Origin of the sequence: Pandoraea horticolens (genome assembly GCF_902459555.1) — a bacterium.
Classification (GTDB): Bacteria; Pseudomonadota; Gammaproteobacteria; order Burkholderiales; family Burkholderiaceae; genus Pandoraea; species Pandoraea horticolens.
Genome location: NZ_CABPSM010000005.1, coordinates 53,143 through 76,312, shown reverse-complemented (window position 1 = coordinate 76,312; position 23,170 = coordinate 53,143). Strand labels below are relative to the sequence as shown.

At 63.4% G+C, this 23,170-nt stretch carries 19 protein-coding genes; 13 read left to right on the top strand and 6 right to left on the bottom strand.

All coding sequences use genetic code 11. The features are described from left to right. Positions 1-116: 116 nt before the first annotated feature. Positions 117-587, top strand: a complete 471-nt coding sequence (locus PHO31112_RS10405; protein ID WP_150620444.1) for a hypothetical protein — start codon at positions 117-119, stop codon at positions 585-587. Beyond that, positions 574-1,095: a hypothetical protein gene (locus PHO31112_RS10400; RefSeq protein WP_150620443.1), complete on the top strand. Its 522-nt coding sequence runs from the start codon at positions 574-576 to the stop codon at positions 1,093-1,095. Before PHO31112_RS10405 ends, PHO31112_RS10400 begins: the two co-directional genes overlap by 14 nt. Positions 1,096-1,188: 93 nt before the next feature. Here the strand turns inward: PHO31112_RS10400 and queF are convergent, their stop codons facing one another. The 4 genes from queF to PHO31112_RS10380 all read right to left on the bottom strand — a co-directional run bounded on the left by queF (position 1,189) and on the right by PHO31112_RS10380 (position 5,263). After that, positions 1,189-2,016 (bottom strand): NADPH-dependent 7-cyano-7-deazaguanine reductase QueF, encoded by an 828-nt coding sequence (queF, locus tag PHO31112_RS10395; protein WP_150620442.1) that lies wholly within the window; start codon positions 2,014-2,016, stop codon positions 1,189-1,191. Next, the gene (locus PHO31112_RS10390; protein WP_150620441.1) at positions 2,003-2,935 is read right to left on the bottom strand and encodes a 5'-nucleotidase; all 933 of its coding nucleotides are present in this window, start codon (positions 2,933-2,935) and stop codon (positions 2,003-2,005) included. Before PHO31112_RS10390 ends, queF begins: the two co-directional genes overlap by 14 nt. A 57-nt stretch (positions 2,936-2,992) precedes the next feature. Further along, complete coding sequence (gene ilvA / locus PHO31112_RS10385; protein WP_150620440.1) at positions 2,993-4,522, bottom strand: threonine ammonia-lyase, biosynthetic; 1,530 nt, start codon at positions 4,520-4,522, stop codon at positions 2,993-2,995. Positions 4,523-4,642: 120 nt separating this feature from the next. Next, entirely contained in the window at positions 4,643-5,263 is a 621-nt protein-coding gene (locus PHO31112_RS10380) for a nucleotidyltransferase family protein (protein ID WP_150620439.1), read from the bottom strand. A 140-nt stretch (positions 5,264-5,403) separates the two neighbouring features. On the opposite strand from PHO31112_RS10380, the gene PHO31112_RS10375 reads away from it, so the two are divergent. Beyond that, a complete protein-coding gene (locus PHO31112_RS10375) occupies positions 5,404-6,024 on the top strand; it encodes a YqaA family protein (RefSeq protein ID WP_150620438.1) in 621 nt (206 codons plus the stop codon). Positions 6,025-6,197: 173 nt separating this feature from the next. Here PHO31112_RS10375 and PHO31112_RS10370 read toward each other — a convergent pair whose 3' ends face one another. Both PHO31112_RS10370 and PHO31112_RS10365 read right to left on the bottom strand, forming a co-directional pair. Next, a complete protein-coding gene (locus PHO31112_RS10370; RefSeq protein WP_246178011.1) occupies positions 6,198-8,420 on the bottom strand; it encodes a xanthine dehydrogenase family protein molybdopterin-binding subunit in 2,223 nt (740 codons plus the stop codon). A 17-nt stretch (positions 8,421-8,437) separates the two neighbouring features. Continuing rightward, positions 8,438-8,896: a (2Fe-2S)-binding protein gene (locus PHO31112_RS10365; protein ID WP_150620437.1), complete on the bottom strand. Its 459-nt coding sequence runs from the start codon at positions 8,894-8,896 to the stop codon at positions 8,438-8,440. A 586-nt stretch (positions 8,897-9,482) separates the two neighbouring features. Here PHO31112_RS10365 and PHO31112_RS10360 point away from each other — a divergent pair. From PHO31112_RS10360 to PHO31112_RS10315, 10 genes are all read left to right on the top strand, one after another. After that, positions 9,483-13,478 (top strand): DUF3683 domain-containing protein, encoded by a 3,996-nt coding sequence (locus tag PHO31112_RS10360; RefSeq protein ID WP_150620436.1) that lies wholly within the window; start codon positions 9,483-9,485, stop codon positions 13,476-13,478. A 52-nt stretch (positions 13,479-13,530) separates the two neighbouring features. Beyond that, complete coding sequence (locus tag PHO31112_RS10355; protein ID WP_150620435.1) at positions 13,531-15,219, top strand: Na+/H+ antiporter; 1,689 nt, start codon at positions 13,531-13,533, stop codon at positions 15,217-15,219. Between the two features lie 65 nt (positions 15,220-15,284). Next, positions 15,285-15,722 carry an HIT family protein gene (locus PHO31112_RS10350; RefSeq protein WP_150620434.1) on the top strand — a complete coding sequence of 146 codons (438 nt, stop codon included), beginning with the start codon at positions 15,285-15,287 and terminating at the stop codon, positions 15,720-15,722. 79 nt (positions 15,723-15,801) lie between these two features. Next, positions 15,802-16,215, top strand: coding sequence for a gamma-butyrobetaine hydroxylase family protein (locus PHO31112_RS10345; protein WP_010805062.1), 414 nt, complete (start codon positions 15,802-15,804; stop codon positions 16,213-16,215). 57 nt (positions 16,216-16,272) lie between these two features. Next, positions 16,273-17,007, top strand: a complete 735-nt coding sequence (ubiE, locus tag PHO31112_RS10340; RefSeq protein WP_150620433.1) for a bifunctional demethylmenaquinone methyltransferase/2-methoxy-6-polyprenyl-1,4-benzoquinol methylase UbiE — start codon at positions 16,273-16,275, stop codon at positions 17,005-17,007. 220 nt (positions 17,008-17,227) lie between these two features. After that, entirely contained in the window at positions 17,228-18,202 is a 975-nt protein-coding gene (locus PHO31112_RS10335) for a Tim44 domain-containing protein (protein WP_150620432.1), read from the top strand. 145 nt (positions 18,203-18,347) lie between these two features. Further along, entirely contained in the window at positions 18,348-18,983 is a 636-nt protein-coding gene (locus PHO31112_RS10330; protein ID WP_150620431.1) for a ubiquinone biosynthesis accessory factor UbiJ, read from the top strand. A gap of 3 nt (positions 18,984-18,986) precedes the next feature. Continuing rightward, positions 18,987-20,546 (top strand): ubiquinone biosynthesis regulatory protein kinase UbiB, encoded by a 1,560-nt coding sequence (gene ubiB, locus PHO31112_RS10325; protein WP_150620430.1) that lies wholly within the window; start codon positions 18,987-18,989, stop codon positions 20,544-20,546. 98 nt (positions 20,547-20,644) lie between these two features. After that, positions 20,645-21,298 carry a methyltransferase domain-containing protein gene (locus tag PHO31112_RS10320; RefSeq protein ID WP_343042732.1) on the top strand — a complete coding sequence of 218 codons (654 nt, stop codon included), beginning with the start codon at positions 20,645-20,647 and terminating at the stop codon, positions 21,296-21,298. Positions 21,299-21,669: 371 nt separating this feature from the next. Then, on the top strand, positions 21,670-23,115 hold the full coding sequence (locus tag PHO31112_RS10315; RefSeq protein ID WP_150620429.1) for a high affinity choline transporter 1: 1,446 nt from the start codon (positions 21,670-21,672) through the stop codon (positions 23,113-23,115). The last annotated feature ends 55 nt before the right edge of the window (positions 23,116-23,170 follow it).

Sequence of the window (23,170 nt, the reverse complement as noted above, 5' to 3'; positions counted from 1 at the left end):
TTTCACATTGACGGGCACCTTGGTAACCGTTTCGCAAAGTCTGCGGTTTGCCTTCGATGGCCGGCGACTTCGGTTGAGCGCAGTCTTCAGTTTTCCCATCAGAAAGGAGACGGACTGTGAGACAAGGGTCAATTTCGGGAGCGGGTCTGCAAGTGCCGCAGCACCGCGAGCCAGTCGAATCCGCCGAGCAGGCGCAGGTCAACATCGATTTTCCGTTAACGCCCGACGAGGTGCGTGTTCGATTTCGGGCGATAGACCGTCTCGCCGCCGCGGGGTGCGCCTCCGGACTGGTGGGCTTTGCGAGTACCGTCCTGGGATTGGCGGGGCTCGCGAGTGCCGCGTACGTCTGTCTCGAGGCCGACTCGCAGCCCGACAACTCGATCGCCGCGCACAACCGCCGGTGGCTGGGATACAGCTTTGGCGCGGGCATGGGATTCGTGTCGACGGTCGCGGTGACGTTCGGTCTCACCCAGGTGTGTCAGTCGTTGCGAAAGCGTCGCGCGGTGGCGCATGAAATCGGTACGCTGAGCACGCGTGTGCGATTCGCGAATGCTAATGCGGAGGACGTCCGGCGTGAGCCCGTTTGAAATTCCCCAAGGCAAGATGCCATCCTCACAGGACATCGCCAATGAGATAGACGTGGCGCTTGCTGCGGTGCGTGACGCCGAAAAGCAGCGCGAGGCGATGGGAATGCCACGTCCCGGCGCGTGGGACGCGATGCAGTGCGATACCGCCTATCGCTGCGGCTACGGCGCGTTCGAGCGCGGCGACTACGCGCAGGCCATCGAATGTTTCGCGCCGCTGCTATCGGCGTGTCCGCTCGAAGCCGACTATGCGGTGGCCCTGGCGCTCTCGGTGCAACGGCATGGCGAGCCCAGGGCAGCGCTACCGTTGTTCATGGCCGCGGCGTTGATGGACGAGGAGGCGCCCGGTCCGATGTATCGCGTTGGTGAGTGTCTGATCGAGCTACAGCATTTCGAAGCGGCGCACCGGGCCATGAAGGAGACGCTGCATCGATGCGCCGGTCAGCCGAAGTATGTGAACGTAGGAAATGCCGCGCGCAGGATGATGGCCAGGGTCAGTTATCTGAGCTGAATGCGCTGAACGATACGCAAGGACTCCTGAGGTGGATTGGGCGACGGGACTCACTCACCCGTCGCCATTTTTTTGCGTCGCGTTCAGATCGCGTCATTGACGCGCAGTGCGCGCGTTGTCCGGCATCGGCAGCGTGAAGTTGGTGCGAAACGGGTTGATGTCCAGTCCGCCGCGTCGCGTGTAGCGGGCGTAGACGGCCAACTGGCTCGGTTTGCACTGACGCAGGATGTCCATGAAGATGCCTTCCACGCATTGCTCGTGAAAGCCGGTATGGCGCCGGTACGAAATCACGTACTTGAGCAGGCCTTCCTGGTCGATCGGCGGCCCGACGTAGCGAATTTGCAGGCTGCCCCAGTCGGGTTGCCCGGTCACCGGGCAGTTGGACTTGAGCAGGTTCGACACGAGTGTTTCGTCCACGTGCGGCTCGCCTTCAGCAGCCTTGAGCAATGTGGCATCGGGTGCGTAGACGTCGGTCTCGATGTCGAGACGGTCGACGAGCAGGCCGTCGAGTTCGTCGAGCTCGAGCTTGACGAAGGCGGCTGGCTCGACGAGGCGCACTTGCACGGCTGCGCCCGCAGCTTCCGACAGGTCTTGCTGAATCAGCGCACGCGCGGCATCGACATTCGCCAGCTTGGTCTGTGCGAATGAGCCGAGATACAGCTTGAACGACTTCGACTCGACGATGTTGGGCGAGTCGGCCGGCACGATGGCGGTGAGCAGCGCAATCTGCGGTTTGCCCTTTTCGTTGAGCCATGAGAGTTCGTATCCGTTCCAGATGTCCGCGCCGAAAAACGGCAGGACGTCGGGCACCCCGATGGCCGCGCGCGCCGGAGCGCGTGCGATCGGAAAGAGCAGGGACGGCGCGTACTGCTCGGTGTAGGCAACTTCTTTGCCGAGTGGAGATTGGTCAGGCGTTGTCATGATTTGCAATGCCACTGATGACGTGTCCGGTCGGGCTGACCCGCGCGGCCGACTCGCAGTGGCGTGTCTGATCGTCGAAGAAGAAATCGGGCTCGAACTCGCGCAGGAATGTGCCTTTGTCCAGCCCGCCCAGGAACATCGCTTCATCGATGTCGATTTGCCAGTCCATCAGCGTGCGAATGGCGCGCTCGTGCGCCGGGGCGGAGCGTGCCGTCACGAGCGCGGTACGGATTCTGACCGGCACTTCGTGACCCGCAAGCGTCTGCAAGCGGTGCAGTGCCAGCAACAACGGTTTGAACGGACCCGGCGGCAGCGGGGTGGCGGCGCGTTCGATTTCATGTTGCTGGAACGCGTCGAGGCCGTTGCTCTGGAAGATCCGTTCGGCTTCGTCGGAGAAGAGCACCGCATCGCCGTCGAAGGCGATGCGGATTTCGTCGGGATGAAGCTCCGCTTTTTTGGCCGAATCGGGATACACGCGCGCTGCCGGAAAGCCGGCTGCCAGTGCACTGCGCACGTCGCGCTCGTTGGCTGACAGGAACAGGTGTGCGCCCAGCGCGTTGAGATACCCGAACGGATCGCGTCCGCGCGTGAACACGCCGCGCTCGATTTTGAGGTCGACCTGACGCGCCGAACGAAACACGCGCATGCCGCTCACGGGGTCGTTCCGCGAGAGCACGACGACTTCGACGCGATGCTTATCGATCTCGTTGCCGTCGTTGAACGCGAGCAGCTTTTTCACGAGCGGGAACGCCACACCGACCCGCGCGGGCACGTCGAGGCGTTCGAGCTGGTAGCGCATGTAGGACTTGTCGTCGCCGTGCGCCACGCCGGTCTCGTACACGCGGTTCTCTTCTTCGAAGTCGAACAGCGCGCGCGAGGATATCGCGACGACGAGTTTGTTCTCGAGCGAGATCGGCATGGTGGCTGCGTGGTCCTGTCGTGATGCGGTGGCGGGAGGCGTCTACGCGGTTCCGGCTTACGCGAGGAACAGTTTGTAGACGGGGTTGTCGCTTTCGTCCCAGTAAGGATAGCCGAGCGTGGCAAGGAAGTCGCGGAACGCGGCTTTCTCGTTGTCCGGCACCTGAATACCCACGAGGATGTTGCTGTAGTCGGCCCCCTGATTCCGGTAATGGAACAGGCTGATGTTCCAGTTCGGGCTCATGGCCGAGAGGAATTTCATCAGTGCACCGGGGCGCTCGGGGAACTCGAAGCGGTACAGCACTTCGTGGCTGGCGAGCGCCGAGCGGCCACCGACCATGTAGCGGATGTGCTGTTTGGACAGTTCGTCGTTGGACAGATCGAGCGTGGGGAAGCCGTGGCGCTCGAAGCCCGCTTTGATGCGGTCGCCTTCGTCGCGATTATGCATCTGGATACCCACGAAGATGTGGGCGCTCGACGCTTCGCTAATTCGGTAGTTGAACTCGGTCACATTGCGGCTGCCCACCACTTCGGTAAAGCGCTTGAAGCTGCCGCGCGCCTCCGGAATGGTGACGGCGAACACGGCTTCACGCGCCTCGCCGACTTCGGCTCGCTCTGCCACGAAGCGCAGGCGGTCGAAGTTCATGTTCGCACCGGAGGTGACTGCCACGAGCGTTTCGCCTTTGAGCTTCTCGCGATCGCTGTACAGCTTGGCCCCCGCCACGGACAGCGCGCCGGACGGTTCGAGCACGCTGCGGGTGTCCTGGAAGACATCTTTGATCGCGGCGCAGAGCTGGTCGGTATCCACGCGCACGACTTCGTCGAGGTAGGCCTGACACAGGCGGAAGGTTTCTGCGCCGACGTATTTCACGGCCGTGCCGTCGGCGAAGAGGCCAACGTCGCCCAGCAACACGCGCTCGCCTGCGTGGATGGATTGCGCCATGGCATCGGAGTCGACGGATTGCACACCGATGATCTTGATCTCGGGGCGCACCGCTTTGACATAGGCGGCGATACCGGCCGCGAGACCGCCACCGCCGATGGGCACGAAGATGGCGTGCAGCGGCCCCTGATGCTGGCGCAAAATTTCCATGGCGATGGTGCCCTGGCCGGCGATGACGTCGGGATCATCGAACGGCGGCACGAAGGTGAGGCCGCGCTCTTCCTGCAACGTCATGGCGTGAGCGTACGCGTCGCTATAGGAGTCGCCCGCGAGCACGACTTCGACGGCGCGCCCGCCGTGGGTTTTCACGGCGTCGATTTTCAGTTGCGGCGTGGTGATCGGCATGACGATGACGGCTTTGCAGCCCAGACGTGCCGCCGAGTACGCCACACCCTGCGCATGGTTGCCGGCCGATGCGGTGAGCACACCGCGTTCGCGCTCGGCTTCGCTCAGGTTGGCCATCTTGTTGTACGCGCCCCGAATCTTGAAGGAGAACACCGTCTGGTTGTCTTCGCGCTTCAGATAAATTCGATTGTGCAGCCGCATGGATAGCGTGCGCGCCAATTCGAGTTCGCTTTCTTTGGCGACGTCGTAGACTTTTGCGGTCAGGATCTTCTTCAGGTAGTCGGGAGCTGCGTCGGACATGATTTAAGGCTTCTTCAGGTTAGGCACATCAAGGAACAAAAGGACAATGATAGACCAGCACGTCCGCCGGGGCGGTCGCGCTTGTCTCTCGGGAAAAAACGGGAAAGGGGAGTGCGCGCCCTAGCGAAGGTCGTCTGGGGTGTCGATGTCGCGCACGATTCCGGCGTCGTCGACATCGACGATCGTAATGTGCTCGCTAATCAACAGGTCGCGCGCGCCAATGTCGCCGTCGAGGGCAGCCAGACGCGAGGTAAAGGCAGAACCGAACGCGACGGGATGGCCACGTTGTCCCTGGTAGCTCGGCGCGACGATGGCTTCGGGCGAAGTGAGCCCGCTGGCGATCGCACGCACGGTATTCGGGTGGATATACGGCATGTCGGCCAGCGCAACGAGCCAGCCATCAAGATGCTCAAGCCCAGGGGGCGGATCTTCATCGACGCCGGACTGGATGCCGGCAGCGAGCGTCGCACCCATGCCGCGCTTGCTCGCGTGGCTCATCACGACTTCGCAACCCGCCTGCAACAGCACGTTCTCCAACTCGGCCGAATCCGGACGCACCACCGCAATGACGCGCGGCAATACCGCCAGCAGCGCATGGGCGCTGGCAAGGGCAACGGATCGGTTCAGCGGATCTCCGGGCAGCGGCGCGAGCAGCTTGTTCCGGCGCCCAGCCGCATCGAAGCGGGTACCGAGTCCGCCAGCCAGTAGAATGGCCACGGGCGGCGTCAGGAGGCGGGTCATGGTCTCGCATTATGCGCCAGACTTTTTGATTCTGCCAAACGACATGCGCTCGCGCGCATTGTGAATGTGCCGACCGTCCGGTCGGTCACGGGGCAGGATTCGCCTCTCTTTTCGATTGGTTTTGATTTTTCCGGAGTTGCATGGAGTCGTTCATCACCTGGCTGCTAGCCGCGCTCGCTCTGCCCGGCATCGGACTGCCCGCCATTTTTCTAGTGTCGTTTCTGTCCGCCACATTGCTGCCCATGGGCTCGGAACCCGCGCTATTCGGGTATGTGGCCCTCAATCCCCACATGTTCTGGCCCGCCATCGCCGTGGCAAGCGTGGGCAACACCGCCGGCGGCATGCTCGACTGGTGGATGGGCTTCGCCGCACGACGCGGCTTGGTCCGTCTCAAGGCCCGCCAGCGAGCGCACGCGCGCGCTGCTGTGCTCGTCAGTGGGGACGCGGCGACAGCGGTGACTGTCACCGCTGACGACGACGACGGCAAACGCGCCGACAGCAAAGCGCCAATGTATGATCGCTATCACCGCTGGATGCGCCGCTTCGGCCCACCCCTCCTCCTCCTCTCCTGGCTCCCCATCGTCGGTGACCCCTTCTGCACCCTCGCAGGGTGGCTTCGACTCTCCTGGCGCACCTGTCTCTTCTATATCGCCGTCGGGAAGACGCTTCGGTATATCGCGATTACCTACCTCATGCTTCGTGTGCCCGAGTCCTTCTGGCAGGGCTTTTTTGCACCGTTCAAACATTTGCTGGTCGGGTAGAGGTGATTAGCTCCCCCCCCCCGCCCCGGAGTTCTGACCGAAGTCCGGGGAGCGGGACCGGGGCCCCTTTCCGCCTCTCAGACATAAACCCAACTCGCTGCAGAAAGGAGCCCCAGTCCCGCTTTTCATCTCTCTTTCTTCACCCCTCTCCCCCCTCTCTCTCTCTCTTTTCTTTATGTCTGCGCCACTTCGAACGGTAGTGCTCGCTGCCGCTTGCCCGTCAACGCAAAGAGCGCATTCGCATACGCCGGCGCCAACGGCGGTAAGCCCGGTTCGCCCATGCCCGTCGGCGCATCCCCAGAACTGACCACGTGCACGCTGATCGCCGGCATGTCCGTCAACCGCGCCACCATGTACTGATGGAAGTTGCTCTGCTCCACTTCCCCATCCTTTAACGTAATGGCCGCACCCGGTAACGTCGTGCCCAATCCCATCAGCGCCGCACCCTCTACCTGTGCTGCCACCGTCAACGGATTGACCGCGAAATTGCAATGCACCCCCGCCGTCGCACTCACCAATCGCGGCGACCCATTTCGCATCTCCGCCACCACCACGTACGCCACCACGGAATCAAAGGACTCATGGACCGCCACGCCCCATGCTTGTCCCCCCGGCAGCTTGGTCTTTCCATAGCCCGAGCGCTCCACCGCCAATGCCAACGCCTCGCGGTGACGCGGATGCTTGTCCCCCATCAACGCATATCGATACGCCACCGGGTCCTGCCCGGCATTCTTCGCCAACTCGTCTACCAGCGTCTCCACGACAAACGCCGTGTGTGTGTTACCCACCGACCGCCACCACAACACCGGGACGTTGACCTGCGGACTGTGCAACGTCAGACGCAATGGCACGGCGTACGGGGTTCCCGACACACCCTCCACACTGGTGCCGTCGATCCCGTTCTTGACCATCATTTTTTCAAATGGCGTGCCCTGCAAAATCGATTGGCCCACGATGGTGTGATTCCACGCCAGTACGTTGCCCTTGGCATCAAGTCCGATCTCGGCTCGATGCACATACATCGGGCGGTAGTAGCCCCCGCGAATGTCGTCCTCGCGGCTCCAGATCACTTTGACCGGCTCAGGGTGCCCCGCACGCCGCCACGCCTTCGCCACCTGTGCCGCCTCAACACCATAGTCCGACGTCGGCACCGCCCGGCGGCCAAATCCGCCGCCCGCCATCAAGGTGTGCAACTTGACCTGCTCAGGCTTCAAGTCGAGGGTGCGCGCAATGGCCGCCTGATCGACGGTCTGGAACTGCGTGCCCGTCCACACTTCAGCCCCCTTGTCGGAGAGCTGCACGGTGCAGTTCAAGGGCTCCATCGGCGCATGCGCCAGATACGGGAAGCTGTACTCCGCCACGAGCGTTTTGGGTGCACCCTCGAGTTTGGAAATGTCCCCATCGATGGCGACCGTGCCCGGCGTCTTTGCCATCTCTTTGAATTTGGCCAACTGCGCCGCGGTGTCTACGTGCTCTACGCCGCTGGTGTCCCACGTGGCATTGAGCGCGTCACGGCCAGTCTTGGCCTGCCAGTAACCGTCGGCAATCACCGCCACCGCAGTGCCGCCTCGGTCGTCCGGGATCTCCAGCACGTCACGCACACCCTTGACCGCACGCGCCGCTTTGGCGTCGAAGCCTTTTACCTTCGCACCGAAGACCGGCGGACGCGCCACGACGGCCACTTTCAGGTTCGGCAGCTTGAAGTCCATGCCATACATCGGCACGCCGGTAGATTTGGCGCGCGCATCAAGCCGGCCAGTCGGCTTGCCAAGCAATCGGAACGCCGATGGATCTTTGAGGGCGACGTCAGCCGGCACCGGCAGCGCCTGTGCACGCGCGGCGAGGCTGCCGTACGTGGCGCGCTGGCCGTTCGGACCCAGCACGACGCCATTTTCGGTGCGCAACCGTGCCGCCGGAACTTTCCATTGCTGCGCCGCCGCCGCGATGAGCATGGCGCGCGCAGATGCCCCGATGCGCCGGTACTGAAGCCACGAGTGGGCGACGGAACCGGAGCCACCCGTCATCTGGATGCCGAACAGCGGGTCTTTGTAGACATCGGCCGCAGGCGCCAGTTCGCTTCGCACGTTGGACCACTCGCAATCGAGTTCTTCCGCGACGAGCATGGGCAGCGCCGTCTGCACACCCTGTCCGAAATCGAGGCGGTTGACTTGGATGGTGACGGTGTTGTCCGTGCCAATGTGTACGAACGCCGACGGCACGACGGGCATGGCCGCCGCCCCCTGAGCACTGGCGGTGCGCGCCGCTCCGGGCAGCGACATCTCGAGCATCAGGCCGCCGGCAGCAACGGCCGACGTCTTGAGAAACGCACGGCGCGTCAGGCCGGTGAAGTCGCCCACAGCAACGCCAGGGCGCTGGGAAAAACGAAGTTCACGCATGGTGATGTCTCCTCGCCTCAGGCCAGCGACGCCGCAGCGTCTTTAATGGCCGCCCGAATGCGGGCGTAGGTGCCGCAGCGGCAAATATTGCCCGCCATGGCCGCGTCGATCTGCTCGTCGTTCGGCCGCTTGTTCTCGCGCAGCAACGCAGCGGCAGACATGATCTGGCCGCTCTGGCAGTATCCGCACTGGGGCACGTCGTGCTTGACCCAGGCATCCTGCACGGCGCGTCCGACAGGGTCTGCGCCAATGTTCTCAATGGTGGTGACTTTTTTGCCCGCGACGGCAGAAATCGGGGTGATGCAGCTCCGGATGGGCGCACCGTCCAGATGCACGGTGCACGCTCCGCACAGCGCCATGCCGCAACCGAACTTGGTGCCGGTCATATTGAGCGCATCGCGCAGAGTCCAGAGCAAGGGCGTGGCAGGGTCGACATCGACCTGCACGGGACGGCCGTTCAGTTGAAACGTAACCATAGAGACACCTCTTGACGGGTGGATGGATCGGGGGACCGGCCAAACATACTCCCATTCGTTGGAAATTTCAGCCCAGAAGTAGGGCGCAAGTCGTTGTGTTTAAACGAATATAGCGCTATACGGGGATCGCGCGATCGCCCTGGAGGATTCGTGGAGCGAGCGGTCGTGGACGCACCGTCAACGCTGCAATGAATCTGCCGGGGCGCGGCAGAGGAGGGGGGGCGGAGGGGAATCGCGCGCCGCCAGGGGGAATTCGCTGCGGCGCCGACGTGTTGCGGTGCAATGAAGTACAATTCTGACTACATTCCCCTACCAACACTTTCCAAGCCGGAAGAAAGATCTGGGCATGCGCACCAACTGCCTCACCCCTCTGTGCTTCTGCTCGATGACCGGACACGATTCGTCATCGGCGTTTTCGCACGGCAGTCGTCGATCTCGCTGACCGCAGATCGTCTGTTGCCGGCGCACGCGCATCCGTCGCGTCTGCCGTCGGCATTCTTAGCGCATACCCGATTTTGACTTTCGGCGCGTCCCGCGAGACGAACGCCGACGGCGGATGCACCGCCGCACTGACGAGCCCGACAAGATGAACGCACCCTTGCCTGCCTTCGAGCCGCACGACGCAAAGCATGCCGTAGCTGCACAGCCCGCGCGACTGCGCGAGATTCCCTATAACTACACGTCGTTTTCGGATCGCGAAATCGTCATGCGCCTGCTGGGCGCCGACGCCTGGGCCATCCTCGATGAACTCCGCGCAGAGCGCCGTACCGGCCGCTCGGCCCGCATGCTGTATGAAGTCCTCGGCGACATCTGGGTGGTTCGCCGCAATCCCTATCTGCAAGACGACCTGCTCGACAACCCGAAGCGTCGCAAGCTGCTGATCGACGCCCTCGACCACCGGCTCAACGAGATCGACAAACGTCGTCGTGCCGACGTGGCCGAGCACGCTGATGCGACTGGCCGCGAACGCGCCGCCCGCGTCGAGCAACTGGAAGCGGCCGCTCGCCGCGCCGTAGCGGACTTCGCCGCAGAGTTCGGCAAGATGGCCGATCTGCGCCGCCGCGCGAAGAAGGTGCTCGGCCGCACGACCGCTCACGACAACATCAAGTTCGACGGACTGTCGCGTGTCTCGCACGTGACGGACGCCACCGACTGGCGTGTGGAGTACCCGTTCGTTGTGCTCACACCGGATAGCGAGGCCGAGATGGCGGCGCTGGTGAAGGGCTGCTTCGAACTCGGGCTGACGGTCATTCCGCGCGGAGGCGGCACCGGTTATACGGGCGGCGCCATTCCGCTCACGCCGTTTTCGGCCGTCATCAATACGGAAAAGCTCGAGCAGCTCGACGAGGTCGAGTATTCGGCCCTTCCGGGTGTCGACAAGCCGGTGCCGACGATTTTCTCGGGCGCGGGCGTCGTGACCCGACGCGTCGCCGAAGCCGCCGAACGTGCCGGCCTGGTGTTCGCGGTCGACCCGACGTCGATCGACGCGTCGTGCATCGGCGGCAACGTGGCGATGAACGCCGGTGGCAAGAAGGCCGTGCTGTGGGGCACCGCGCTCGATAACCTCGCGTGGTGGCGCATGGTTGACCCGCAAGGCAACTGGCTTGAAGTCACCCGCCACGATCACAACCTCGGCAAGATTCACGACATTCCGGTCGCTCGCTTCGAATTGAAGTGGTTCGACGGCAATCAGGCGCCCGGCGCCGTGCTGCTGAGGACGGAAATGCTGGAGATCGAGGGCAAGCGCTTCCGCAAGGAAGGCCTCGGCAAGGACGTCACGGACAAGTTCCTCGCCGGTCTGCCCGGCATTCAGAAGGAAGGCTGCGACGGGCTGATTACGAGCGCACGCTGGATTCTGCACAAGATGCCCGCGCACACGCGCACGGTTTGTCTGGAGTTCTTCGGCCAGGCGAAGGAAGCCATTCCGAGCATCGTCGAAATCAAGGACTACATGTTCGCCCAGACGGCGGCGGGCGGTGCCATTCTGGCCGGCCTCGAACATCTGGACGAACGCTATCTGCGCGCCGTGGGCTATGCCACGAAGTCGAAGCGCAACGCGTTCCCGAAGATGGTGCTGATCGGCGATATCGTCGGAGACGACGACAACGCGGTCGCACAGGCGACGTCGGAAGTCATTCGCATGGCCAACGGCAAGAGCGGCGAAGGCTTCGTCGCCGTGTCGGCCGAAGCCCGCAAGAAGTTCTGGCTCGACCGTTCGCGTACCGCCGCCATCGCGCGCCACACCAACGCCTTCAAGATCAACGAAGACGTGGTGATCCCGCTGCCGCGCATGGGCGAGTACACGGATCACATCGAACGCATCAACATCGAACTGTCGCTCAAGAACAAGCTGCAACTGGTCGATGCGCTCGAAACGTTCTTCGAAGCCGGTAATCTGCCGCTGGGCAAGACCGACGACGCGAACGAAATTCCGTCGGCCGAACTGCTCGAAGATCGCGTGCAGACGGCGCTCACGCTGTTGCGTGACGTGCGCGCACGTTGGGTGTTCCTGCGCGATCACTTCGAACTGCCGCTGGCCGAGGCGATTCCGCTGCTCAATCGTCACGGTATCCGCGACATGAACGTGGCGCTGAACGACAGACTGAACAAGCAGCCGCAAACGCGCCTGATCGATCTGCTGCAAGATCGTACGATCCGCGTGTCGTGGAAGCAGGAAATTCGCGCCGAGCTGCGCCAGATTTTCACGGGCGGCGAGTTCAAGCCGATCCTCGACGAAGCGCAAGCCATTCACAAGCGCGTGCTGCACGGCCGTGTGTTCGTCGCGCTGCACATGCACGCAGGCGACGGCAATGTGCACACGAACATCCCGGTGAACTCGGATAACTACGAGATGCTCCAGGACGCGCACAAGGCGGTGGCTCGTATCATGGGCATCGCTCGCTCGCTCGACGGTGTGATCTCGGGCGAACACGGCATCGGCATCACCAAGCTGGAGTTCCTGACGCAAGAGGAGATCGGCGAATTCCGCGCGTACAAGCAACGCGTGGACCCGGAAGGACGCTTCAACAAGGGCAAGCTGCTCGACCTGCCCGACCTGCCCGCCGATCTGCGCAATGCCTATACGCCCAGCTTCGGGCTGATGGGCTACGAGTCGCTCATCATGCAGCAGTCGGACATCGGGGCGATTGCCGACAGCGTGAAGGACTGCCTGCGCTGCGGCAAGTGCAAACCGGTGTGTGCCACGCATGTGCCGCGCGCGAACCTGCTGTACAGCCCGCGCAACAAGATTCTCGCGACCTCGCTGCTCATCGAGGCGTTCCTGTACGAGGAACAGACGCGCCGTGGTGTGTCGATCAAGCACTGGGACGAGTTCAACGATGTGGCCGATCACTGCACGGTCTGCCACAAGTGCGTCACGCCCTGCCCGGTGAAGATCGACTTCGGCGACGTGACGATGAACATGCGCAACCTGCTGCGCAAGATGGGCAAGAAGAAGTTCAATCCGGGCGCCGCCGCCGGCATGTTCTTCCTGAACGCCACCAATCCGGAAACGATCAACATCACCCGTAAGGTGATGATCGACTGGGGTTACAAAGCCCAGCGTTTCGGTGCGGACATCTTCAAGAAAATCGCGAAAAAGCAGACGGCGCGCCCGCCCGCGACGGTTGGCAAGCCGCCCCTGCGCGAGGAGGTGATCCACTTCGTGAACAAGAAGATGCCGGGCAATCTGCCGAAGAAGACGGCGCGCGCACTGCTCGACATCGAAGACAACAAGGTGGTGCCGATCATCCGCAATCCGAAGACCACGACGGTGGATTCGGAAGCGGTGTTCTACTTCCCGGGTTGCGGCTCGGAGCGTCTGTTCTCGCAGGTCGGACTGGCCACGCAAGCCATGCTCTGGCATGTGGGCGTGCAGACGGTGCTGCCGCCGGGCTATCTGTGCTGCGGTTATCCGCAGCGCGGCTCGGGGCAGGGAGATAAGGCCGAGAAGATCGTGACGGACAATCGCGTGTTGTTCCACCGTATGGCGAACACGCTGAACTACCTCGACATCAAGACCGTGGTCGTGTCGTGCGGCACTTGCTACGACCAACTCGCGGGCTATGAATTCGAGAAGATCTTCCCGGGCTGCCGCATCATCGACATCCACGAATACCTGCTCGAGAAGGACGTGAAGCTCGCAGGCGTGAACGGCACGCGCTACATGTATCACGATCCGTGCCACACGCCGATCAAGACCATGGACCCGGTCAAGCTCGTGAACCAGTTGATGGGCAGCGAGAACGACGGCTACAAGATCGAGAAGAACGATCGCTGCTGCGGCGAATCGGGTACGCTGGCGGTCACGCGCCCCGACATCTCGACGCAGATCCGCTTCCGCAAGGAAGAGGAAATGCGCAAGGGGGCCGCGAAGCTGCGTGCAGATGGCAAGGTCGACGATGTCAAGATCCTCACGAGCTGTCCGTCGTGCCTGCAAGGTCTGTCGCGCTATAACGAAGACGCTAACGTCACGGCCGACTACATCGTCGTCGAGATCGCCAAGCATGTACTGGGCGAAGAGTGGCTGGTGGATTACGTCAAGGATGCAAACAACGGCGGTATCGAACGCGTGTTGGTCTGATGCACCTCCTGGGGACGCGGCCGATGCTTGACCGACGGGCCACGGAGGTGGCATGGAAGTAGTCTACACAGCACTTATCCTGCTGTTCGTGGTGGCGCTGACCGGCGTGCTGGTCAGCTTCATGCGATTCCTGCCGGTACCGCTCGTGCAGATCGCCGTGGGCGCCGCGCTCGCCTACCCGGGCGCGGGGCTGCACATCGATCTGGACCCCGAGATTTTCTTCCTGCTGTTCATCCCGCCGTTGCTCTTCGCCGACGGCTGGCGCATGCCCAAACGCGAGTTCTGGCACCTGCGCGTGCCGATCATCGCCATGGCGCTCGGCTTGGTGATCTTCACCGTGCTCGGCGTGGGCTATTTCATCCACTGGATGATTCCGTCGATTCCGCTCGCCGTGGCGTTCGCGCTCGGCGCCGTGCTCTCGCCGACCGACGCCGTGGCTGTCTCCGCGCTCACCGGACGCATGCGCATGCCCACGCGGCTGATGCATGTGCTCGAGGGCGAGGCGATGATGAACGACGCGTCGGGCCTCGTCGTCTTCAAGTTCGCGCTCGTTGCCGCCACCACGGGACTCTTCTCCATCGGCAGCGCGACGTTCTCCTTTTTCGTCATCGCGCTGGGCGGGTTGCTCGCCGGCTGGGCCGTGACGTGGCTCTTCACGCAATTCCATCGCCGGGTGATGCACGCGTCCGCGGAAGAGCCCGCCACTGTCGTGCTGCTTCTGCTGCTGCTGCCGTTCGCCGCCTATTTGCTGGCCGAACACTTTGGTTTTTCCGGCATTCTCGCGGCCGTGGCCGCTGGCATGACGGTTAGCTCGACAGACTTGCTCAACTCCCGCACCGCGACGCGCATTCTCGGTAACGGCGTGTGGTCGATGCTCGAATTCGTGTTCAACGGCGCCGTGTTCGTGCTGCTCGGTCTGCAATTGCCGGACATCGTGCGCGCCGCACTGCCCCCGGGCGAGCCTCTGTGGGGCACGCTCACGAATCTCGGCGAGTTGATGTTCTACGTCGGCGCGATTTCGGCGGTTCTCATCGTGCTGCGCTTCTGCTGGGTGTGGGTGGCGTGGCGGGCGATGTATTTCCTCGGCATGCGACGCGGTGAAATCACGATGAAGCCCGGCATGCGCTTTACCGGCGTGACGGCCCTCTCGGGCGTGCGCGGCGCGGTGACGTTGGCCGGCGCGCTCTCGGTGCCGCTGGCATTGCCGGGCGGGGCGCCGTTCCCAGGGCGCGATCTGCTGATCTTTCTGGCCGCAGGCGTGATCCTGCTCTCGCTGATCGGGGGCAGCGTCGGGTTGCCGATCTTGCTGCGCGGCGTTCGCTGGCCCGCGGAGGACATGCGCAATCGCGAACTGAGCGAAGCGCGGCTGGCGGCCTCGGAGGCCGCCATTCGGGCCATCGAATCGTTGCAAAAAGTGATCGCCAAGTCGGGCGACGAACTCGATACCGCTGTTTGTGCCGAAGCCGCCGCGCGGGTCATGGGACGCTATCGCCGCACGCTCAACGTGTCGAGCGCCACCGACGAAATGCGCGCGCGTGCGGTGCGCGAGGTCGAAGTCGAGCGTCGGTTGCGGGCGGCGTCGCTGCAAGCCGAGCGCGTGGAGTTGTCGCGTTTGCGCATTACCCATCGAATCAACGACGAGACGTTGCGTGAGTTGCTCAGTGAGATCGATTTCGCCGAACTCGCGCTCGGACCGGTGGACCCAGCCACTGGCAAGCGCAAGAAGAGCAGGAAACACTGACGCGAGCCGGTTCCGGTGGCGGTACCGGCGTCGGCGCATGTCAGGCTAACAAAGGGAGAACGATCATGGAGTGTCCGTTTTGCACGGGGGATGGCGGGGAAGTCGTGTGGCGCGATCCGGTGCTGCGCGTGGTGCTTGCGAACGAACCTGGCTATCCGGGCTTCGCGCGGGTGATCTGGCATGCCCATGTTGCAGAGATGAGCGATTTACCCGAAGCCGCGCGCGAACACGTGATGCGTGTGGTGTTTGGCGTCGAGACCGCCCAGCGCACGGCCATGTCGCCCGACAAGGTCAATGTGGCCAGCCTGGGCAATATGGTGCCGCATGTGCATTGGCACGTGATTCCGCGATATCGGGACGACGTCCATTTCCCCGGTTCGGTCTGGAGTGCGCCGCAACGCGAGGTGCCACAGCCAGTGCTGGCCGAACGCGCGGCCTGGATGCCCGCGCTGCGCGGGGCTATCGTGGCAGAATTGGATCGTGTTCCGGCGTGGCCGGCATGACCGTTGGGACCTGAGCGGCTATACTGCCGGCCGATGTGCCGCATGTCGGCACACCGACCGATTCTTCTGGAGCAAGACAATGGCTGGGCTGGAGAAAGACACGCCGATTCCCGTTTCCCTGACGCTGCATCGCGCATCAAAGGTGCTGGAACTTGGTTACGAGGACGGCACGCACTACCGCCTGCCGTTCGAATTGCTGCGCGTGCTCTCGCCATCGGCGGAAGTGCGCGGTCACGGGCCGGGACAGGAGACCCTGCAAACCGGCAAGCGTGACGTCACGCTGAACGGCCTCGAGCCCATCGGCAACTACGCGGTGCGACCGGTCTTTTCGGACGGCCACGACACCGGTATCTATTCGTGGGATTACCTCTACGAGCTGTGCGTGCGTCAGGACGCCCTGTGGCAGGAATACCTGGACAAGCTCGCGGCGGCGGGTGTCGACCGCGACACGCCGATGCCGTCGCCGGCTGCCGGCGGCTGCCACCACCATTGAGGCCCCGGCGGGGCGCCCGCCGAGTGTGCGCCCGCTCACATGATTTTGGAGATTGCAATGGGCCAACAGACCCACTTCGGTTACGAAACCGTCGACGAGAAGGAAAAGGCCGGCAAGGTTGCCGAGGTGTTCCATTCGGTCGCGAGCAAGTACGACATCATGAACGACCTGATGTCGGGCGGCCTGCACCGGATCTGGAAGGCCTTCACGATCGGGCGCGCTGCCGTGCGCCCCGGCTTCAAGGTGCTCGACATCGCGGGTGGCACCGGCGATCTGTCGAAGGCGTTCGCCCGTGCCGCCGGCCCGACCGGCGAGGTCTGGCTCACCGACATCAATGAATCCATGCTGCGCGTGGGCCGCGATCGCCTGCTCGACGCGGGCATCGTCACCCCGACTCTACTGTGCGACGCCGAGAAGCTGCCGTTCCCGTCGAATTATTTCGACGTGGTGACCGTGGCGTTCGGCCTGCGCAACATGACCCACAAGGACGCCGCCCTCGCGGAAATGCGCCGTGTCATCAAGCCGGGCGGCAAGGTGATGGTGCTGGAGTTCTCGAAAGTCTGGCAACCGCTGGAAAAGGCGTACGACGCCTATTCCTTCAAGGTGTTGCCGTGGCTGGGTTCGCGCATTGCGGGCGACGCCGAGAGCTACCGCTATCTGGCCGAGTCGATTCGCATGCATCCCGACCAGGAAGCGCTCAAGACGATGATGGAAGAGGTCGGTCTGGAGCGCGTGGAGTACCACAACCTGACCGCCGGCGTGGTCGCGCTGCATATCGGACGCAAGTTCTGACGCGTCGGAAAACTAAGCACTCACTTACCTGATTCGCCCCAGTGCCTCGGTTTACGGAAAAATTCCGCGCCGGGGCGCTTCTCTAAGTACAAGCTAATTTTGCTGTGGCAGAATCGGTCGTCGCCTAATCCGGTTTCAATACGTAAAAAAGTGCTGAACCATTCGGGTTGACGCATGTCAGTAGACAGCAACCTATAAACTCCACGGAGAGACCAGAACGATGTTCCAGTTCCTGAAAAACAAGCTGTTGTTGGGCGTAGTGGCCGGCGTATTGGCGGTCGGCATGACGATCGCGGATGCCGACGCCAAACGCGTTGGCGGCGGCCGGAGCATCGGCAAGCAGTCCAACACCGTGACGCAACGCCAGCAAACGCCGCAACAACCGGCGCAAGCCGCACCGGGCGCTGCGCCGCAGCAAGCCGCGCCGGCTGCCGCAGGTGCGGGGGCCGCAGGGGCCGCCGCCGCCAAGCCGGCCAATCGCTGGCTCGGCCCGATCGCCGGTCTGGCCGCTGGCCTCGGTATCGCGGCGCTGCTGTCGCACTTCGGTATGGGCGGCGCCTTCGCGAGCATGATGGCCAACGTCATCATCATTGCGCTGATCGCTTTTGCCGCCCTGTGGCTGATCCGTCGTTTCCGCGGCAATAAGTCGCAGTCGCAGACGCCGGCCTATGCAGGCGCAGGCAACGATGCGTCGAACAACACCCTGCGTCAGTCGTGGGACAGCCAGCAGCAACCGTCGTCGCAACCGGCGCCGTCCGCTCAGCCGTCGCTGTCGGCTGTGCCGGCCGCCGTTGCCGGTGCTGCCGCTGCTGCCCCGTTCGGGGTGCCGGCCGGCTTCGACGTCGAGGGTTTCCTGCGTAGTGCCAAGGTGTACTTCAACCGTCTGCAAGCCGCATGGGACAAGGGCGATCAGGCCGATATCAACGAGTTCACCACGCCGCAGATGTTCGCGGAAATCAAGATGGACCTCGAAGAGCGCGGCAAGTCGACTAACCGTACGGACGTCGTGCAACTCGACGCCGAACTGCTCGGCATCGAGCAAACGGCGACCGAGTACATGGCAAGCGTTCGCTTCTCGGGCCTGATCCGCGAAGCCGAAGGCGCACCGGCCGAGCCGTTCAACGAGGCGTGGAACCTGACCAAGCCGGTCGCCGGCAGCGGTGGCTGGGTGCTCGCCGGAATTCAGCAGCTCTAAGCCTCGCGCCGTTTTTGCCGTAACCTGCCTTACAATGAGAGCCCGCGTTTGAAGCGCGGGCTCTTTTGTTTTTGCCGTCCGCAATGCATCGCCGGGCGGCGTCTTTCGGTACGACCGGTGTTCAGTCCGGCCGGCCGCCAAGCTCATGACCGTAGCCGCCAAAGCCTTTGCCGCCACCGTGAACCACCTGCTTGCCCGCGAACCGTGGGCGCGCGAGCGCTTGCGCCATCATATCGGCGCGTCTGCCCGGCTCGCGATGTCGGCTATCGACCTGCGTCTGCGCGTGGGTGACGACGGCTACCTTGCCGCCGCCGAGGCCAACCTGCCTTGCGACGTCAGCATCTCGGTGCCACCGGCAGCGCTCGCCGATTTCGCGGGGGGCGGTCAGGCCGCCGTCATGCGCCACGTCAAGATCGAAGGCGATGCCGAGTTTGCCAACACTGTGTCGTATCTTGCCCAGCACCTGCGCTGGGAGGTGGCCGAAGACCTGAGCAAGGTCATCGGCGACGCCGCCGCCCATCGGGTGACGCAGACCGGCAAGGCCGCCGTGGCCAGCGCGCGCCGCACCGGCGACACGCTGGCACGGTCGCTCGCCGATTACCTCGTGGAAGAGAATCCGCTGCTCGTGGCGCGTGGGCGCCTCGACGCGATACGTAACGATATCGGTACATTGCGCGACGACCTCGCGCGTCTGGAGAAACGCATCGAAAAGCTCGAACGCCAGAAGGGCGTGCGCGACAGCGCCCCCGCCCCGGCATCCCGCACTCAGGGAGGCCGCTGACCGATGCGTCTTCTGCGCCTGATCAAGATCTTTTTCGTCTGCTATCGATACGGGCTCGACGAGTTGGTGCTCTCGAGCATTCCCCATCCCTTCGCGCGCGGCGTGTTGCGCGTGCTGTCGTTCGGACGCAGCGGACTGAAGGCCCCGCGCGGCGAACGCCTGCGTCTCGCTCTCGAATCGCTGGGCCCGATCTTCGTGAAGTTCGGACAGGTGCTCTCGACGCGCCGCGATCTGATGCCGCCCGACATTGCGCAGGAGCTGGCCCGACTGCAGGATCAGGTGCCGCCGTTCGATCCCGAGGTGGCGCGCGCCGCCATCGAGAAGTCGCTGGGGCACCCGCTCGAAGAGGTGTTCGTGGAGTTCGAGCGCACGCCGGTTGCGAGCGCGTCGATTGCGCAGGTGCACTTCGCACGCATTCGTCATGGCGAACATGCGGGCAAGGAAGTCGCAGTCAAGGTGCTGCGCCCGAACATGCTCGGCGTGATCGACAGCGATCTGGCGCTCATGCGCGATCTGGCGGGCTGGGTGGAGCGCCTGTGGCCGGACGGCAAGCGTCTGAAGCCGCGTGAGGTGGTTGCCGAATTCGACAAGTATTTGCATGACGAACTCGATTTGATGCGCGAAGCCGCCAACGCAGCGCAGCTTCGCCGCAATTTCCTCGACTCGGGCATGTTGATGGTGCCCGAGATCTACTGGGAGTTCAGCTCCAGCTTCGTTCTCGTGATGGAGCGTATGCACGGGGTGCCGATCAGCCAGATCGAAGTGCTGCGCGAGGCGGGGGTCGATCTGAAGAAGCTCGCCCGCGAGGGTGTCGAGATTTTCTTCACGCAGTTCCTGCGCGACGGCTTTTTCCACGCCGACATGCACCCAGGCAACATTCTCGTCAGCCTCGACCCCGCAACGTTCGGCCGTTACATCGCGCTTGATTGCGGCATCGTCGGCGCGCTGTCCGAATTCGACAAGAATTATCTGGCCCAGAACTTCCTTGCGTTCTTCCGTCGCGACTACCACCGGGTGGCTTCGCTGCACCTCGAGTCGGGCTGGGTGCCGTCGGACACGCGCGTCGAAGAACTGGAAGGGGCCATTCGCGCGGTCTGCGAACCGTACTTCGACCGGCCGCTCAAGGAAATTTCGCTGGGGCTGGTGCTCATGCGTCTGTTCCAGACGTCGCGCCGCTTCAATGTGGAGATTCAGCCGCAACTCGTGCTGCTGCAAAAGACGCTGCTCAATATCGAAGGACTCGGTCGTCAGCTCGATCCGGATCTGGATCTGTGGAAGACGGCCAAACCGTTCCTCGAGCGCTGGATGGCCGAGCAGATCGGCCCGCGCGGCTGGCTCGAACGCCTGAAGACCGAGGCGCCGCAGTGGAGCAAGACGATGCCGCAACTGCCGCGTCTCATTCATCAGGCGCTGGCGGCCCATGCACGTCCGCAAGACGACACGCTGCTGCTTGCGCTGTTGCAGGAGCAACGCCGCACCAATCGGTTGCTGACGGGCGCGTTCTGTCTGGTGGGCGGGCTCGCCATCGGCGTGCTGGCGGCGTTCGTCTGGCTCTATAGCTGATTCCCAGACAGGAGCCGACGGTGCCCTTCGCTCGGAAGATGTATGTCATGCCCGCTGCGCCTCGCGGCGATGACCGCCCGGAGGCGGGCGGGGCACCCGTGCCACCAACCGTGCCGTCGACGCCATCCGTGCCGTCCGCTTCATCTGCTCCATCTGCTCCATCTTTTTCCCACCGCGATCCTTCGCGCGCGGAATTCTGGGATGAACGCTTCGCAAACGCCTTCATGCCGTGGGATGCCGCCGGCGTGCCGCAGGCGCTGCGCGATTTCGTGGCGGCCGAGAGCGTACCGCGCGCCACGCTGATTCCAGGTTGCGGCGCGGCGTATGAAGCAGCGTGGCTCGATGCCCAAGGTTGGCCTGTGCGGGCCATCGACTTCTCTCCGGTCGCCGTCGAATCGGCGCAGGCCCAGCTGGGGCCGCGTGCGTCGCTTGTCGAGCAGGCCGATTTCTTCACCTACACCCCGCCGTTCGCGCTCGACCTGATCTATGAGCGGGCGTTTCTCTGCGCCTTGCCTCGCACACTCTGGCAGGACTATGCCCGCCGCATGGCGCAACTGCTGCCGCAAGGGGCGCGTCTGGCCGGATTCTTCTTCCTCAAAGAGACGGTAAAGGGCCCGCCGTTCGGCATCGCTCCCGACGCGCTTGACACCCTGTTGGCCCAGGACTTCGTCTGCGAGACGAATCGGCGGGTCGACGACTCGGTGCCGGTCTTCGCTGGGGCCGAACACTGGATGGTCTGGCGCCGCCGCTGAGCCGCAACCTACCGTTGCGGCGAACTGACCGTAGCCAAGCGTTGACGCCAACTGCCGGTAAGTCGCTCCGGACACTGGGCATTTCCCGATATTTGCCATGATCCACGAGGGGAATTGTGATTTTTTCCCCGCGCGTCTTTCACGCCGCTATAATCGGCCGGAAATTTTTTCGCCAGGTGGCAAAACGGGCGCCCCCGAGTGCTGAATCGCATCAGCCCCGTCATGCTCGACCTGATTTTCTGTTGCCCGGAAGGCTGCGGCCCAAGGCTCGGTATCGTTAGCTCGCGCGGCGGCTTCATGCGGCCGGATCACGCCCGTGCTGACGCCGCTCCGCCATGACCGTCGCCCTGGGGCTTGGCTGGGGCCGCGTTATGCTGATTTGGTTTGTCATTCTGTATTGGGTCATTTCGGTGGCCATCGGACTGTTGGCCGCCCTCAAGGTCCGCAATACCAAAGATTTCACTGTTGCCGGCCGCCGTTTGCCCTACGGTATGGTCGTGGCCGTGGTGTTCGCCACATGGTTCGGCTCGGAAGCGGTGCTCGGCATCCCCGCCACCTTCCTCGGGGAAGGGCTGCGCGGCGTGGTTTCCGATCCGTTCGGGTCGTCGATGTGTCTGGTTCTCGTGGGCATGTTCTTTGCCCGCAAGCTGTATCGCATGAACCTGATGACGATCGGCGACTTCTACAAGCTCAAGTACAACCGCACGGTCGAACTCGTGACCAGCATCGCCATCGTGATCTCGTACCTCGGCTGGGTCGGTGCGCAGATCAAGGCGTTGGGCCTCGTGTTCCATACCGTGTCGGGCGGTGCGATGTCGGAGCCGACGGGCATGATCGTCGGCGCGGTCTCGGTGCTGGCCTACACGCTGCTCGGCGGCATGATCTCGGTGGCGGTGACCGACTTCATCCAGATGATCATCATCGTTGTCGGCCTCGTGTACATCGCCGTGGTCGTCTCGGGTATGGTGCCGGGCGGGGCGAGCGCCGTGATCGAGCACGCGTCGGAGGCCGGCAAGTTCGTGTTCCTGCCGGAGATGAATCCTGCGGACGTATTGGCGTTCATTGCGGCCGGCGTGACCATGATGTTCGGATCGATTCCGCAGCAGGACGTGTTCCAGCGTGTCATGTCGTCCAAGTCGGAGAACATCGCGGTTTCCGGCTCGGTGACGGGCGGCGTGCTGTATTTCTTCTTCACGTTCATCCCGATCTTCCTCGCCTACTCCGCGCTGCTGATTGCCCCGTCGATGGTGCAGAAGTACATCGGTACCGATCCGCAACAGATTTTGCCGCAGTTGGTGCTCACTAGTGTTCCGATCGTCGCCCAGGTGATGTTCTTCGGTGCGCTGCTCTCGGCGATCAAGAGCTGCGCGTCGGCCACGCTGTTGGCGCCGTCGGTGACGTTTGCCGAGAACATCGTTCGCCCGATGCTCAAGGGCCGTATCGACGACAAGCACTTGCTGCGCCTCATGCGCATCGTTGTGCTGTGCTTCACGGCGCTCGTGCTGGTGTACGCACTGAATTCGAAGGCCTCGATCTTCCAGATGGTCGAAAGCGCGTACAAGGTCACGCTCGTGTGCTGCTTCGTGCCGCTGGCGTTCGGTCTGTATTGGAAGCGTTCGAGTTCGCTGGGCGGCACGCTGGCCGTCTTCTTCGGGCTGATCGTGTGGATCGCCTGCGAAGCGATGGCGCCCGATGCGCTGGTGCCGCCGCAACTGGCCGGTTTGCTGGCGTCGATCACCGGCATGGTGCTCGGCTCGCTCCTGCAACCCGCGTCGGCGCGCGATCAGCCGCCGGAGCAGCAGATTTCGACGATCTGACGGCATGTGACGGCAGGAGGCGTACCCGCTACGCCAAGTGCGGGCACGCTGCCGT

Bases quoted from the DNA above. Each gene is read 5' to 3' on its own strand.
- queF (WP_150620442.1), bottom strand. From the start codon at position 2,016: ATGACAACGCCTGACCAATCTCCACTCGGCAAAGAAGTTGCCTACACC.
- PHO31112_RS10390 (WP_150620441.1), bottom strand. From the start codon at position 2,935: ATGCCGATCTCGCTCGAGAACAAACTCGTCGTCGCGATATCCTCGCGC.
- ilvA (WP_150620440.1), bottom strand. From the start codon at position 4,522: ATGTCCGACGCAGCTCCCGACTACCTGAAGAAGATCCTGACCGCAAAA.
- PHO31112_RS10380 (WP_150620439.1), bottom strand. From the start codon at position 5,263: ATGACCCGCCTCCTGACGCCGCCCGTGGCCATTCTACTGGCTGGCGGA.
- PHO31112_RS10375 (WP_150620438.1), top strand. From the start codon at position 5,404: ATGGAGTCGTTCATCACCTGGCTGCTAGCCGCGCTCGCTCTGCCCGGC.
- PHO31112_RS10370 (WP_246178011.1), bottom strand. From the start codon at position 8,420: ATGCGTGAACTTCGTTTTTCCCAGCGCCCTGGCGTTGCTGTGGGCGAC.
- PHO31112_RS10365 (WP_150620437.1), bottom strand. From the start codon at position 8,896: ATGGTTACGTTTCAACTGAACGGCCGTCCCGTGCAGGTCGATGTCGAC.
- PHO31112_RS10360 (WP_150620436.1), top strand. From the start codon at position 9,483: ATGAACGCACCCTTGCCTGCCTTCGAGCCGCACGACGCAAAGCATGCC.
- PHO31112_RS10355 (WP_150620435.1), top strand. From the start codon at position 13,531: ATGGAAGTAGTCTACACAGCACTTATCCTGCTGTTCGTGGTGGCGCTG.
- PHO31112_RS10350 (WP_150620434.1), top strand. From the start codon at position 15,285: ATGGAGTGTCCGTTTTGCACGGGGGATGGCGGGGAAGTCGTGTGGCGC.
- PHO31112_RS10345 (WP_010805062.1), top strand. From the start codon at position 15,802: ATGGCTGGGCTGGAGAAAGACACGCCGATTCCCGTTTCCCTGACGCTG.
- ubiE (WP_150620433.1), top strand. From the start codon at position 16,273: ATGGGCCAACAGACCCACTTCGGTTACGAAACCGTCGACGAGAAGGAA.
- PHO31112_RS10335 (WP_150620432.1), top strand. From the start codon at position 17,228: ATGTTCCAGTTCCTGAAAAACAAGCTGTTGTTGGGCGTAGTGGCCGGC.
- PHO31112_RS10330 (WP_150620431.1), top strand. From the start codon at position 18,348: ATGACCGTAGCCGCCAAAGCCTTTGCCGCCACCGTGAACCACCTGCTT.
- ubiB (WP_150620430.1), top strand. From the start codon at position 18,987: ATGCGTCTTCTGCGCCTGATCAAGATCTTTTTCGTCTGCTATCGATAC.
- PHO31112_RS10315 (WP_150620429.1), top strand. From the start codon at position 21,670: ATGCTGATTTGGTTTGTCATTCTGTATTGGGTCATTTCGGTGGCCATC.